We start from the raw sequence: 13,128 nt of genomic DNA, 5'->3' as shown, positions 1-13,128 counted from the left end.
CAAAAACAGGCAGCACCCTAAAAGGAATACTGCCTGTTTTTAGTAAAGTTAAATTATTGAACCGTAACGGACTTAGCCAGGTTCCGCGGCTTATCCACATCGAGGCCCTTGCCCAGACTGGTGTAGTAGGCCAGTAATTGGGCCGGAACGACGCTCAGCAGCGGCGTCAGGCATTCGTCAACGTCTGGCAGGATGATCGTATCATCCTCTTGAGAAAGGTGACGGGAAACGATAGTAATCGTGTTAGCACCACGCGCCCGCGTTTCATCCAGGTTGCTCCGGGTCAAACCGGCAGTCCGATCCTGGGTGATGATTCCCAGTACTGGGGTTCCCTTTTCAATCAAAGCAATCGTCCCGTGCTTCAGTTCACCAGAAGCAAAACCTTCCGCTTGAACATAGGAGATTTCCTTCAGCTTCAGCGCTGCTTCCAGGGAGACGGACCAGTCAAGGCCCCGGCCAATGTAGAAAGCGTTCCGCGGCTTGGACAGGTAACGGGCGGCAACCTCCTCAATCTCCTTCTTGCTGTCGGTGATGGATTGCATCCCGTTGGCAACCAGACCGAGCTGGTGCTTAACGTCAAACTTCTTAGCGGCATCCTTACCCAGGTATTCACCCAGCGCCTTGGCCAAGATTGCTTCAACTGCGATCTGGGCGGTGTAAGCCTTGGTAGAGGCAACGGCGATTTCCGGACCAGCGTAAAGCAGTTCCGTGAAGGTTGCTTCCCGTGACAGGGTGGACTTGTCCACGTTGGTGATGGTCAGACTAGGCCACTTGTGGGCGTTGACGTTAACCAGTACCTGCCGGCTGTCGGCCGTCTCCCCACTCTGGCTCAGGAAGATAAAGAATGGTTTCTTGGAGAGCAGCGGCTGTTCGTAAGCAAACTCGGATGAAATGTGAACAGTCGTTGGAATGCCGCACAGCCGTTCAAAGATCCGCGCACCAACCAGGCCGGCGTGGTAACTCGTTCCGGCACCAACAATGTAAAGGTGGTCAGCGTCAGCCATGGCCTTAAGCAGGTTTTCGTCAATCTGCGGATCATCATGGTCGCCAAAGTATTCCTGAACCAGCTTCCGCATTACGGCTGGCTGTTCATCGATTTCCTTCAGCATGTAGAATGGGTAAGCGCCCTTGTCCGCTGCGCTGGCATCCATATCAACGGTAAAGCTGTCGCGGTGCTTCTCGTTGCCGTCAAAGTCCTTGATCAGCACGTGGTCAGGCTTAACGATCACCAGCTCGTGGTCATCGATTTCCATGAACTTGTTGGTCTCCTTGATCATGGACATGGCATCGGAACCCACCATGTTGTAGCCATCACCCAGGCCAACCAGCAATGGGCTCTTGTTCTTGGCAACGTACAGGGTCTCAGGATCTTCACGGTCAATCATTACGAAAGCGTATGAGGAGTCTGGGCTGATCAGGCGCAGCACCTTGAGTAGGGCCGCTTCAGTGTCCATGTGGTTATCAACAACGAACTTATCAACCAGCTGAACAATGACTTCCGTGTCGGTCTGACTGGTGAAGTGAACGCCGGAAAGGTACTCCTTCTTCAGTTGAGCGTAGTTTTCAATAACCCCGTTGTGGACCAGGTAGAAGCGGTTGTCCTGGGAGTATTGCGGGTGGGCGTTCGCCTCGTTTGGCTCGCCATGGGTTGCCCAGCGGGTGTGGCCAATTCCGGAAAGGCCGTGAACATCATCCGTCAATGCTGCTTCCAGGTTGCTGATCCGGCCCGGACGCTTAACCAGGTAGTCATTGCCAGCATTGTCGTTAACGTAAACCCCAGCAGAGTCATAGCCGCGATATTCCAGCTTCTTCAAACCATCAATCAAGATTGACAGGGTCTTGTCAGTCCCTGTAACTCCAACAATTCCACACATAATTATTTCCATCCTTTAATATTTTCAAAAATTGGTATAGAGCAATAGAATAAGTGACTAACCTATTGCAACTGTTATGTATAGTACAAGTTTTGCCAATAATTGTCAATTAATTGTTCTCGATTGGTCTAGTTTGGCAAGCAAATAAAAATAACCGGTGAAGGCTGTTTGTTCCTTCACCGGTTATGATTGATCTGCTACCTTACTTCTAATTCTGCCCGGGCAACGTCACCGATCCGCTCAACGTATTGGTGAACCAGTTCTTCAGTTGGGGCTTCCGCCATGATCCGCAGCAGCGGTTCCGTCCCGCTTGGCCGAACCAAGACCCGGCCGTCGCCGTGCATCTCGCTTTCGACCTTGGCAATAATATCCTTGAGCTTCTGGTTCTCCATGGCAGCGGCCTTGTCAGCCACCTTGATGTTCAAAAGTTCTTGTGGATAGGTCGTGACATCACTGGCCAGTTCCTTCAAGGTCTTGCCAGTTTCCTTAACCACAGAGAGCAGTTGCAGGGAGGTCAACATACCATCACCAGTGGTGTTGTGATCCAGGAAGATGATATGACCGGACTGTTCGCCACCGAGGTTGTAGCCGTTCTTCAACATTTCTTCAACCACGTAACGGTCACCAACCTTGGTCTTAACGCTCTTCATGCCGTGAGCTTCAAGAGCCTTGTACATTCCGAGGTTGCTCATTACCGTTGTTACCACGGTGTCCTTCTTCAATAGCCCCTTGCTGTCCATGTACTTTCCGCAGATGTACATGATCTTGTCACCGTCAACGATGTTCCCCTCGTTGTCAACCGCAATGCACCGGTCGCCGTCACCATCGAAGGCCACCCCGAGGTCCGCACCGTTTTCCACAACCGCCTTCTGCAGGCTTTCGGGGTGGGTAGAACCGCAGTTGAGGTTCGTATTCAAGCCGTCTGGCTGGTCATTGATCGGAATAAAGTCAACATTCATGTCCGCAAACAGGTTGGAGACAAAACCGCTGGTAGCACCATTGGCCGCGTCTACAACCACCCTCAGGCCAGAGAGGTCAGTTGAAACGGTCTGTTCCAGGAAGGAGGTGTACTTCAAAGCCCCCTCGTGGTAATCAGCAACTGTTCCCAGGCCCTTATCGGAAGGCCGTGGCAAGGTGTCTTCATCGGCATCCAGCAGTTGTTCAATTTCGTATTCCAGGTCGTCGGAAAGCTTAAAGCCGTTGCCCCCGAAGTACTTAATCCCGTTGTACTTGATCGGGTTGTGACTAGCCGTAATCATCACCCCGGCGTCAGCTTCCTGTGCCCGAACCAGGTAGGCAACCCCTGGTGTCGTAACAACCCCGAGCCGCAATACCTCAATTCCGACAGAAAGCAGACCGGCGATCAAGGCATTTTCCAGCATCTGACCAGAGATCCGGGTATCCCGGGCAACCAGCACTTGTGGTTGCTTCCGGTCTGAATGCCGGGTCAAAACATATCCCCCGGCCCGGCCGACCCGGAAGGCCAATTCTGGACTTAAATCTTCATTTGCAACTCCCCGAACACCGTCGGTACCAAAATACTTAAGTTTCATCATATACTCCTTATTAATTACGATTGACTGCTGCTTGTGGCAGCCGATTCCGAATTACTATTTGTGTCACTACTTATGCTACTACTTGACGACTGGGTTTGCACCCTTTTCTTGGCCGATGAGTCATCGCTCGACGAATCGGCACTGCTGCTGGCAGAGTCAGACTGGCTGCTGCTCGAATCGCTGTTCTTAGAGCTAATCGGCACGGTGACGTTGGTCGTGGCTGGCCAGATAACCACATTGAGGATCTGGCCATTCCGGTCAAGGGCCTGCAGGGTAACCTGACGCTGGAAGTTGCCCTTGGCATCCCGTGGGACCACCACGTAGGCAACCACCCGGTTAACCCGCCGGACCTCATCCTGGGCACCCGTAACTTGGACACTGTCAATATCCGCACGCGGCCGCCCCGCTTGGTAGCCGTCATCCAGGTTCCGGGCATTCAGCCGGACACTCACCTTGACGTTGACCGTCCGCCGCGGCTGAATCTGCACTGTAATGTTGCGTGGGGCAACCGTGGCTTTCAGCTCCGAATTCAGACCGCTGGTTTTTATCGGTACCCGGTGCTTGCCGGGTCCTAGCTTGCTCAGGTCCGCATATACCTTGAAATTTTGGGTATTGCTGGTCGTTGTCACCAGAGCGGACGGACCATTCAGGCGAACCTTGACATACTGCGGGTAACCGGTAACCACATACTTGGAATTATCCACCGTAATATCCAGCGGCATCTTCAACGTGACCGACTTATCAGACATCAAGGCACTGCTTTCACTATTGTTGTTCCGCGTATTCTGCCGGAGAAAGCCATTCTTGCTCCCGTTGACATAGGCAAACAGGAGGATCGCCAGTACTAAAGACGCCAGGCGCATTACCCACTTGTGGCTGAAGAAGCCATTATTTTTGCCCATGCTGGCCACCTCCTTGCCGCTCAAAGTGTGAGTAGAGCCGCGTCAACAGGTTGTCATGCGTTGGCTCATGCGTGCACAGCTGCGAGCGCATGAACTTTAGGTAATCATTCTGCGACATGTTGCGGATCAGCTCGTTGTCCTTGGTGATTGAAACTTCCCCGGTTTCCTCAGAGATCACAATTGTCAGGGCATCGGTAACCTCACTGATCCCGACCGCGGCCCGGTGGCGGGTCCCCAGTTCCTTAGGGATCAGCTTGCTGTCCGAAAGAGGGAGGTAAGCTGCGGCCACCGCAATCCGGTTGTCCTTGATAATCACCGCCCCGTCGTGCAAGGGCGTGTTAGGAATAAAGGTATTAATCAGCAAGGCTCCGGAGATATCGGCATCGAGGGAAATCCCCGTTTCGATATATTCCTCCAGTCCGGTCTTCATCTGAATACTGATCAGGGCCCCGATCCGGCGCTTCGACATGTATTGAATCGCCTGGTCCAGCTGCTTGATCATCTCTTCTTCGGTCTCATTAGTCGACTGGTTATGGCTGAGGAAGCTTCCCCGGCCGAGGTGTTCCAGTCCCCGCCGAATTTCCGGCTGGAAAATGACCACGATGGCGATCACACCCCAGTTCAGGATCTGGTCCATCACCCAGGAGACTGTGCTTAATCCAGCGTACCAGCTGACTACCTTCACCAGGATAATAATCATAATCCCCCGGAAGAGCTGTACCGCCCGGGTCCCCCTGATCAGGATCAGAAGCTCGTAGATCAGGAACCAAATTACTAAGATATCAATCAGGTGAATCAGGTTTTGCCATGTCAGAAGCGAAGTTATAAACTGCATCGCATTCACCATCCTCTAAATTCACGTTCATATTATATCATTTTTTAGTAATGACGAAAGGCCACAGTTAATTCACAAAATTCTGCTATGCTAGGGAGGATTTCTGTTATGAGAAGGCAATACTTATGAAACATTTATCTTCCGTCTGGCGGATCCGCCTCTTCTTCTGGACCCTGCTCATCCTCTTGAGGTTATTTGTCCGCGCCCCTTACGACTTCATGGCGTTCAATACCTTTTTAGGGTATGTGCCGATCGAGCTGACCTTTCATCTGAAGCGTTTTAATGATCGCTGGGCCCTCGCTTTTTGGGCCCTCCTGATCATCTGGCTGATCTTCTATCCAAACGCTCCCTACGTGATGACCGACCTCTTTCACCTCTCATGGCTCCACGCTCATACCAGCATCAACGGCATTCTCCGTTCGGATCCGGTTATCTGGCTCAACTTCGCCATGATAATGGTTTGCGCCCTCAGCTGCCTCTTGATTGGCACCGTCACTCTTGAGCAAACGGCCCGCCAGCTAACCCGGCTGACCAGCCCGCAGCAGCCCCGTCTTCGTTACCTCTGGATCACGATCTTCATGGTTCTCGCCAGCATCGGGATCTACATCGGCCGCTTTCTCCGTCTGCACTCTATCTACCTGCTCTTCACCCCAACCTGGTTTTTCAGGCAGCTGTGGAGCATCTGGAGCGTTAAAATGATCGAATTTGTGGTCATCCTGACAATCCTCCAGCTGATCGTCTATTGGCTGCTGAAGGTGTGCCAGCACTTCAACATAGAAGAAAACAAATAAGGGAAGCTCAACCTGAGCTTCCCTTATTTTTAGTACTTACTTTTCGGCCAATGCGGCTTTAACCTTGTCCGCCGTTGGAATTGATGGCATTGCGCCCATCTCCTGAACAGTCAGGCTGGAAGCCCGCTGTGCGTAAACCAGGGCATCGGCCACGTTTGACAGATCATTTTCCAGTTGCGAACTCAGTGCCCCGATGAAGGTGTCACCGGCCGCCGTCGTATCAACAGCGTGCACCTTGAATGCGGGAACCAGACCATGTGCATTAGGGGTAGCGTAGAAGACCCCCTTGGATCCCAGGGTAATCAGCAGGTGCTTAACCCCTTGTTTTTGGAAGTATTCGGCACTCTTCAGCATTGCATCTTCATCCGTAACCGGAATCCCCGTCAGGAGCGCACATTCACTCTCGTTCGGTGCGATCACGTCGGTTACCTTAAGCAGGTCGGGAAGAATTTCGTGGGCCGGTGCCGGGTTAAGGATCGTGGTAACGTTGTGTTCTTTAGCTTTCTTGAAGGCGGCCAGGGCAACCTCTTGCGGCGTCTCGAACTGACTGATCAGGAAGTCAGTGCCATCCAAGACATCGTCAATATCATCCACCATGTCCGGTGTCATTGCCTGGTTAGCACCACCATAGATCATGATGTCGTTTTGCCCTTCTGCATCCAGGGTAACGGCTGCTGTACCGGTACCATGGTACTTGTCAATCGTCACGTGACGAGTGTCAATGCCGTTATCCTTCAGGGCTTCCAGCATGTATTGACCTTCGCTGTCAGAACCAACCGCCCCGATGAAAGCCGTCTGCGCACCGGACCGGGCTGCAGCAACGGCCTGGTTAGCACCCTTGCCACCAGGGGCAGAACTCTTGCTCTTAGCAGAGATCGTTTCACCTGGTTGTGGGAACCGGTCAACGTGGTAGGTCGTGTCAACGTTAATGCTTCCTAAAACAACTACTTTCTTACTCATATTTACTCTCCTTATTATTCATCCGAATTCACATTTCAAAAATATTCTATCATAGAAATAAAACGATTACAAAGGCTATTATAGCAAAACGTAAAACGTTTTATAAGAATGTCTAGAAAATGAGGATGGAACACCAGCGTCATGCATATTCTCATCCCCAATAATATTTCTAATCCCGACCGATAATCCGGACCTCGGTCTCAAGGCTTACCCCAAATTTTTCCTTAACCGTCTTCTGGATATGCTTAATCACAGCTACGTAATCCGCAGCGGTCCCGTGATCGATGTTAACAATGAAGCCGGCGTGCTTGGTAGAAACCTGAGCACCACCATGCGTGTAGCCCTGTAGGCCCGCATCATGGATCAGCTTGCCAGCAAAGTAGCCCTTAGGCCGCTTGAAGACACTGCCGCAAGATGGCAGGTCCAGCGGCTGTTTAGCGGCCCGCCGCTCATTCAAGTCGTCCATCGTCGCTTTAATCTGATCATAGTCACCGGGTTCCAGGATAAAGGTGGCATCCAGGACAACCCCGTGGTTATCCTGAACACTGCTGTGCCGGTAGCCAAAGTCCAGCCCCTTGTTATCGAGGTGTTCAATGGTGCCATCCGGAAGCATTACCGTCGCCGCCGTGACCACGTTCTGGGTTTCGCCACCATAGGCCCCGGCGTTCATGAAGATAGCCCCGCCAATGCTGCCGGGAATACCGGCCGCAAACTCCAAGCCGGTCAGCTTGTGGTCCCGAGCCGCAATCGTGGTGTCAATGTAAGAAGCGCCGGCCTGGGCAGTTACCTGGTTCCCAGATACCTTGATGTCGTTGAGCTCAGTGAGGATCATTGTCAGGCCATCGATCCCCCCATCGCGGACAATCAGGTTGCTGGCGTTACCCAATACAGTCAGCGGCATCTGGTGCGCCTGGGCATATTGGACCAGCTGCTTGACCTCGTCAATGCTCTTGGGGAAGGCTAACCAATCAGCCGGCCCCCCGGTGTGCGTATAGGTATACTTCATCAGTGGTTCGTCTTGTTTAATATCAATCTCTGGAAATTCGTTCATTAAGTTAGCCAATTTAGTATGCCTTCCCTTTTCATAAATTATCTCTCCTTGATATTGTATCATTTTTCAGCGGAACTTTTGCTAAAAACACCGGCAACGATTAAAATAGGAATATCAATCACGAAAGGAAGGCGTTCGCATGAACTTCATCGCCATGGACTTTGAAACTGCCAGTGCTAAACGCTACAGTGCCTGTTCATTGGCCTTGACCATCGTTCGTGATGGCCAGATCGCCGACGAATTTTACACGCTTATCAACCCGCATACTGACTTCTTCTGGCGCAACGTCCAGATTCACGGGATCCACGAACGCGACGTTCAGGATGCCCCCGATTTCCCAGCGGTCTGGGAGCACATTAAGTCCTTCTACACCCCAGACAAGCTGGTGATCGCCCACAACAACCGCTTTGATAACAGCGTCCTCAAGAGTACCCTGGAACACTACGGGATTGAGCCCCCGGCCTACCAGACCCTCGACACCGTCCGCAGCAGTCGCCAGCTCCTGCCGGGATTGGCCAACTACAAGCTCAACACGGTTTGCGACGCCCTCAACATCGACCTCCACCACCATCACAATGCCCTTGATGATGCCCAGGCCTGCGCCAACATCCTCCTCTACCAGGACCGGCGCTTTGGTGACCAGCGGATCCGACCCTTTATCAAGATGTTCGGTTAAAATGCAAAACACGGTTGGGATTTCCCGATCCCAACCGTGTTTTTGTTTATCTCTGATATTCCATCAACAGCGCAGGCTTCCCCTCCTCGGTTGTCGTTCCCGTCTGGACAAAGTGACAATGCTGATAGAGGGCAATGGCCGGCTTATTAATGGTGAAGACGCTCAAAACCAGCGATGAAAGACTGCTGTAGTTTTCAAACCAGTACTCAGCCTCCTCAACCAGCAGGCGGCCAATGCCATTGCGCCAGTAGTCCTTAGCAACCACGACACCGAGCTCGCCGGTATCGGGCCGGTCACCCAGTACCATGACCGTCACAATGCCGATCGGCTGGTCGCCCAGCATCGCCAGCATGACCACGCAGTCATCAAAGCGGTTGATCATTTCAATGTTCTGCCGCTCCTGGTCTACCGTCACCTGGTCAAGGTGGGGAATCAGCACGGCATCGGTCTCCGTGGCCGCCTGACGCAGAAAGTCCAGGACTGCCGGGGCGTCATCCGCCGTGGCCAGTTTAATCTCGACCTGGTCTGCCATTACGCCACCACATCCTGAACCAGCTTACGAAAGTGGTCACCGTGGGGTTCGAACTCCAGGACCCGGGTGTTATCATCATCGGTCCGCTTGAAGTGGATGGCCAGAAAATCATCCGGCAGCTCATCTTCTACGAACTCGGCCCATTCAACAACACTCACACCGTTGCTGTCAAAGTATTCCTCCAGGCCCAGGTCTTCGGCCCCACCATTCTCTAAGCGGTAGGCATCCATATGGTAGAGGGGCAGGCGGCCGTCCTGGTACTCACGGATAATCGTGAATGTCGGACTCTTGATCAGGTCCGGAATATCCAGGCCCTTAGCCAGGCCCTTGGTAAAGGTTGTCTTCCCGGCACCGAGGTCACCGTCCAGCACCAGGACATCCCCTGCTGCCAGCTCACGGCCAATCTTTTCGCCAAGGGCAATTGTTTCGTCCCGGCTGGTTAATGTTAACTTTTCCATTCTACAGTCCACCTTCAAGATTAATCTTAGCCCTATTCTAACCTACCGACCTGAGAAAGACAAAGGTTCAGGTCCGCCACCGGTAATGATAGCGATCATTCGGCCGACTTCGGCCGACCACTTGCTTCTGATCGCGAATCGTCACCACCAGTCCCTGGTCAGCCTGGTGCCTGCTGACCCGGTGATTTTCAACCAGAATCATCCGGGCGAGGACCTGGACCTGATTCATCACATTTGTCTTATCACTGCTGGATAGCCGACAGAAGTTATGTGTGACCTGGACGGTAATTCGCCCACTGCCCTTGTCACTGATCCGCCGAATGTATTTTGCATAGCCATAGTTAGCCGGGTCATTATCGGCATAGGCCTGATGATCCAGCAGCTCCCGGGCCAGTTGGGTATTAGCCGTCTTCTTGCTGTCCTGGACCCGGCCACCGGTTCCCAGCAAAGCCGCCAGGGCCAGGATTGCTACCATCGGCAGAATTATCCACCGCCGCATCATTAATTACTTCCTTCCATAACAAAAAGGCCGGCAGCCGCTCATCAGCTTCCGACCATTGTTATTCAAAATTACAGTGCCTGAGCGGCCGTGATCAGGGCCACCTTGTAGGCATCGTCCTCGCTGCAGCCCCGTGAAAGGTCAGCGATTGGAGCATTCAGGCCTTGCAGGATTGGGCCAACCGCGGTAAAGCCGCCAAACCGTTGGGCAATCTTGTAGCCGATGTTACCAGCTTCCAGGCTTGGGAAGATAAAGACGTTGGCGTGGCCGGCCACCTTGGAACCAGGGGCCTTCAGTTCACCAACTGCGGGAACAAAGGCAGCGTCAAACTGCAGCTCACCGTCAGCTGGCAGGTCGGGATCCATCTCGTGAACCTTGGCCGTAGCATCAGCCACCTTGGTAACCATGTCACCCTTGGCAGAACCCTTCGTGGAGAAGCTCAACAGGGCCACCTTCGGATCAATGCCGAAGAGCTTAGCGGTCTTTGCACTTTGAACGGCCACTTCGGCCATCGTTGGGGCATCCAATTCGATGTTGATGGCACAGTCGGCAAAGATGTAGCGCTGGTCACCCTTGATCATCAAAAAGGCCCCGCTGATCCGGTGAACACCCGGCTTCGTCTTAACGATTTGCAGTGCCGGACGAACGGTGGAACCGGTCGAGTGAACCGCCCCGGAAACCATCCCGTCAGCCTTGCCCATGTAAACCAGCATGGTGCCGAAGTAGCTGACGTCCTTGAGCATCTCTTCAATCTGTTCAGGAGTGTTCTTGCCCTTCCGCCGTTCCAGGAGCGCATCGAACATGGCCTTCTTGTCGGCCTCTGGGTATTCGGTCGGGTCAATGATCGTCAGGTCGGCGATGTCAAAGCCGTTGTCCTTGGCAGTCTTTTCAATCTTTGCCCGGGTCCCAAGCAGGATTGGCTTGATCAGGCCGTCATTTTGCAGGCGAACGGCGGCACCAAGGATCCGCTTATCTTCACCTTCAGGGAAAACAATTGTCTTACCCGTTCCTTTTACCTTAGCAGCAATTTCATCAAATAGTTCCATTATGCTGAACCTCCTTATTAGTGGTCATCAAACATCTACACCTAGTTTGCGATCTGCTGGCCAACAACCGGCTGGGCCGGCAGCTGCCAATCAATCGGCGTCTCTCCCATTGCCTGAAGTGCCTCATTGGTCTTAGAAAATGGCCGTGAACCAAAGAACCCACGATTAGCGGAAAGTGGACTCGGGTGTGCTGACTCAAGGACAATGTTAGTCTTCAAGTTGATCAGCTTTTTCTTGTCCCGGGCAGCCCGTCCCCACAGGATGAAGATTACCGGCTTAGGACGCTCGGACAGGGCGTGAATGGCTGCATCCGTCAGCTTCTCCCAGCCGTGACCCTTGTGCGAAAAGGCCTGACCGTCACGAACCGTCAGCACTGAGTTCAAAAGCAGGACCCCTTGGTCGGCCCACTTTTTCAGGTAGCCATGGTTAACCGGGGTACACCCCAAGTCATCATGAAGCTCCTTATAAATATTCTGTAACGATGGCGGTACCGGGACTCCCGGGAGAACGGAAAAGCTGCACCCATGGGCTTGGTGTGGTCCGTGGTACGGATCCTGGCCCAGGATCACTACCTTGACCTCATGAAATGGTGTCCACTCAAAGGCCTCGAAGATATGATGCATCTCCGGGTAGACCGTGTAGTGTGAGTATTCTTCCTTCAAAAATTCCCGTAGCTGTGCATAGTATGCACTCTCAAACTGTGGTTTTAAGACATCCCACCAGTCGTTATGAATTAATTGTTTCATGACTATTAGCACCTCGTCTATTATTTTAGCATATCTATACACCGCCTGCGCACCGAAATGAAAACGCTTTGGCGGTAGGCAATCGGCCGCTAAGCTGGTAAAATACACTTAAAGCAGTAGATTGGTGGTGAAAAAATGCGGCAATTATATCTGCGTGATCACGCGACCGACCTGCATGGGACCACGATCGTCCGTGACCATCAGGGGCGGTCGTGCTACCTGCTGGTCGGTAAGTGGGGCATACACCATGACGTCCTCTCCCTCTATGCGATCAACGGGACCCTGCTCGCCGAGGTTAAGCAGCAGTCACTGGGCATGCTGCCGAAGTTCTCCCTCTACCTCAATCGGCAACGGGTCGGAACAGTCGGCAAGTCCCTGGGCTTTGTCCGCCAGGTAATTTACATTCGCGGGCTGAACTGGTTCATCGTCGGTTCGCCCCTCGCCGGCCGCTACCGGGTCTTCCAAGGCAGCCGCCAGGTTTTCTCCCTCCAGCCTGTTGAACTCACCGGAAGCTACTACCATGAACTAAAGGTCGAGCAAAAAGCCGACGAACCGTTGGCCATCCTCGTTGCCAGCGTCCTTGACCACTGGGCCCGGCGCGGTCAACGGGATCCCAAGTATCTCCGCTTTCGTCGTTCACGGCTGGCCGACAGCTTCGGAATGGGCTTCAAGTGTAACCATATTAAAAACGCACGGTAACGTTTAATCACGCTACTGTGCGTTTGTTGTTTAGTAATGCTTCATTACCCGTTCAATCTCCCGGTTCTGTTCCCGGCGCTTGATGGCCTCCCGCTTGTCATACTGGTGCTTACCCTTGGCAACCCCCAGCAGGACCTTGGCATAGCCATGCTTGATGTACATCTTCAGCGGAATCAAGGTAACCCCCTTATCCTGGAGGGTTCCGGTCAGGCGGTGAATCTCCTTCTTGTGGAGAAGAAGCTTCCGGTTCCGCAGCGGATCCTGATTGAAGTAGGTTCCGTTATCGTACTCGCTGATGTGAACATTCATCAGCCAGGCCTCGCCGTTTTTAATCTGAGCAAAGCCGTCCTTAAGGTTGACCCGGTGCGCCCGAACAGACTTGATCTCCGTCCCAGTCAGGACCAATCCGGCCTCATAGGTGTCCGTCACGAAATAGTCGTGGCGGGCCTTTTTATTTTGGGCAATTAAGTTGTCATTATTGTGTTGGGATTTCTTTGCCATGC

At 52.9% G+C, this 13,128-nt stretch carries 15 protein-coding genes; 3 read left to right on the top strand and 12 right to left on the bottom strand.

Annotated elements, in window-relative coordinates:
- Positions 1-53 precede the first annotated feature (53 nt).
- From glmS to cdaA, 4 genes are all read right to left on the bottom strand, one after another.
- Positions 54-1,874 (bottom strand): glutamine--fructose-6-phosphate transaminase (isomerizing), encoded by a 1,821-nt coding sequence (gene glmS / locus QOS10_RS02540; protein WP_283593496.1) that lies wholly within the window; start codon positions 1,872-1,874, stop codon positions 54-56.
- Between the two features lie 197 nt (positions 1,875-2,071).
- A complete protein-coding gene (glmM, locus tag QOS10_RS02535) occupies positions 2,072-3,427 on the bottom strand; it encodes a phosphoglucosamine mutase (RefSeq protein ID WP_283593494.1) in 1,356 nt (451 codons plus the stop codon).
- Positions 3,428-3,444: 17 nt separating this feature from the next.
- Positions 3,445-4,332, bottom strand: a complete 888-nt coding sequence (locus tag QOS10_RS02530) for a CdaR family protein (protein ID WP_283593493.1) — start codon at positions 4,330-4,332, stop codon at positions 3,445-3,447.
- Positions 4,319-5,167: a diadenylate cyclase CdaA gene (gene cdaA, locus QOS10_RS02525; RefSeq protein ID WP_283593492.1), complete on the bottom strand. Its 849-nt coding sequence runs from the start codon at positions 5,165-5,167 to the stop codon at positions 4,319-4,321. The genes QOS10_RS02530 and cdaA overlap by 14 nt, the downstream gene beginning before the upstream one ends.
- Before the next feature lie 125 nt (positions 5,168-5,292).
- Here cdaA and QOS10_RS02520 point away from each other — a divergent pair, with 125 nt between their 5' ends.
- Positions 5,293-5,958: a DUF1361 domain-containing protein gene (locus tag QOS10_RS02520; RefSeq protein ID WP_283593491.1), complete on the top strand. Its 666-nt coding sequence runs from the start codon at positions 5,293-5,295 to the stop codon at positions 5,956-5,958.
- Between the two features lie 36 nt (positions 5,959-5,994).
- Here QOS10_RS02520 and rbsK read toward each other — a convergent pair whose 3' ends face one another.
- Positions 5,995-6,918 (bottom strand): ribokinase, encoded by a 924-nt coding sequence (gene rbsK, locus QOS10_RS02515; protein WP_283593490.1) that lies wholly within the window; start codon positions 6,916-6,918, stop codon positions 5,995-5,997.
- Between the two features lie 169 nt (positions 6,919-7,087).
- On the bottom strand, positions 7,088-7,981 hold the full coding sequence (gene murB / locus QOS10_RS02510; RefSeq protein ID WP_283593489.1) for a UDP-N-acetylmuramate dehydrogenase: 894 nt from the start codon (positions 7,979-7,981) through the stop codon (positions 7,088-7,090).
- A 127-nt stretch (positions 7,982-8,108) separates the two neighbouring features.
- Here murB and QOS10_RS02505 point away from each other — a divergent pair, with 127 nt between their 5' ends.
- A complete protein-coding gene (locus QOS10_RS02505) occupies positions 8,109-8,645 on the top strand; it encodes a 3'-5' exonuclease (RefSeq protein WP_283593488.1) in 537 nt (178 codons plus the stop codon).
- Between the two features lie 46 nt (positions 8,646-8,691).
- Here QOS10_RS02505 and QOS10_RS02500 read toward each other — a convergent pair whose 3' ends face one another.
- From QOS10_RS02500 to QOS10_RS02480, 5 genes are all read right to left on the bottom strand, one after another.
- Positions 8,692-9,177, bottom strand: a complete 486-nt coding sequence (locus QOS10_RS02500; protein WP_283593486.1) for a GNAT family N-acetyltransferase — start codon at positions 9,175-9,177, stop codon at positions 8,692-8,694.
- Positions 9,177-9,635: a tRNA (adenosine(37)-N6)-threonylcarbamoyltransferase complex ATPase subunit type 1 TsaE gene (gene tsaE / locus QOS10_RS02495; RefSeq protein WP_283593485.1), complete on the bottom strand. Its 459-nt coding sequence runs from the start codon at positions 9,633-9,635 to the stop codon at positions 9,177-9,179. The genes QOS10_RS02500 and tsaE overlap by 1 nt, the downstream gene beginning before the upstream one ends.
- A 67-nt stretch (positions 9,636-9,702) precedes the next feature.
- On the bottom strand, positions 9,703-10,134 hold the full coding sequence (locus tag QOS10_RS02490) for a hypothetical protein (RefSeq protein WP_283593482.1): 432 nt from the start codon (positions 10,132-10,134) through the stop codon (positions 9,703-9,705).
- Between the two features lie 71 nt (positions 10,135-10,205).
- On the bottom strand, positions 10,206-11,180 hold the full coding sequence (pta, locus tag QOS10_RS02485) for a phosphate acetyltransferase (RefSeq protein WP_283593481.1): 975 nt from the start codon (positions 11,178-11,180) through the stop codon (positions 10,206-10,208).
- A 41-nt stretch (positions 11,181-11,221) separates the two neighbouring features.
- Positions 11,222-11,926 carry a uracil-DNA glycosylase gene (locus tag QOS10_RS02480; RefSeq protein WP_283593480.1) on the bottom strand — a complete coding sequence of 235 codons (705 nt, stop codon included), beginning with the start codon at positions 11,924-11,926 and terminating at the stop codon, positions 11,222-11,224.
- Positions 11,927-12,061: 135 nt separating this feature from the next.
- Between QOS10_RS02480 and QOS10_RS02475 the strand changes: the two genes are divergently transcribed.
- The gene (locus tag QOS10_RS02475; protein WP_283593479.1) at positions 12,062-12,625 is read left to right on the top strand and encodes an LURP-one-related/scramblase family protein; all 564 of its coding nucleotides are present in this window, start codon (positions 12,062-12,064) and stop codon (positions 12,623-12,625) included.
- Between the two features lie 30 nt (positions 12,626-12,655).
- Here the strand turns inward: QOS10_RS02475 and smpB are convergent, their stop codons facing one another.
- On the bottom strand, positions 12,656-13,126 hold the full coding sequence (gene smpB, locus QOS10_RS02470; RefSeq protein ID WP_283593478.1) for an SsrA-binding protein SmpB: 471 nt from the start codon (positions 13,124-13,126) through the stop codon (positions 12,656-12,658).
- Positions 13,127-13,128 lie beyond the last annotated feature (2 nt).

This window comes from Limosilactobacillus galli (assembly GCF_947381495.1).
Lineage (GTDB): Bacteria > Bacillota > Bacilli > Lactobacillales > Lactobacillaceae > Limosilactobacillus > Limosilactobacillus galli.
This window is presented reverse-complemented; position numbering and strand designations above follow the sequence as displayed.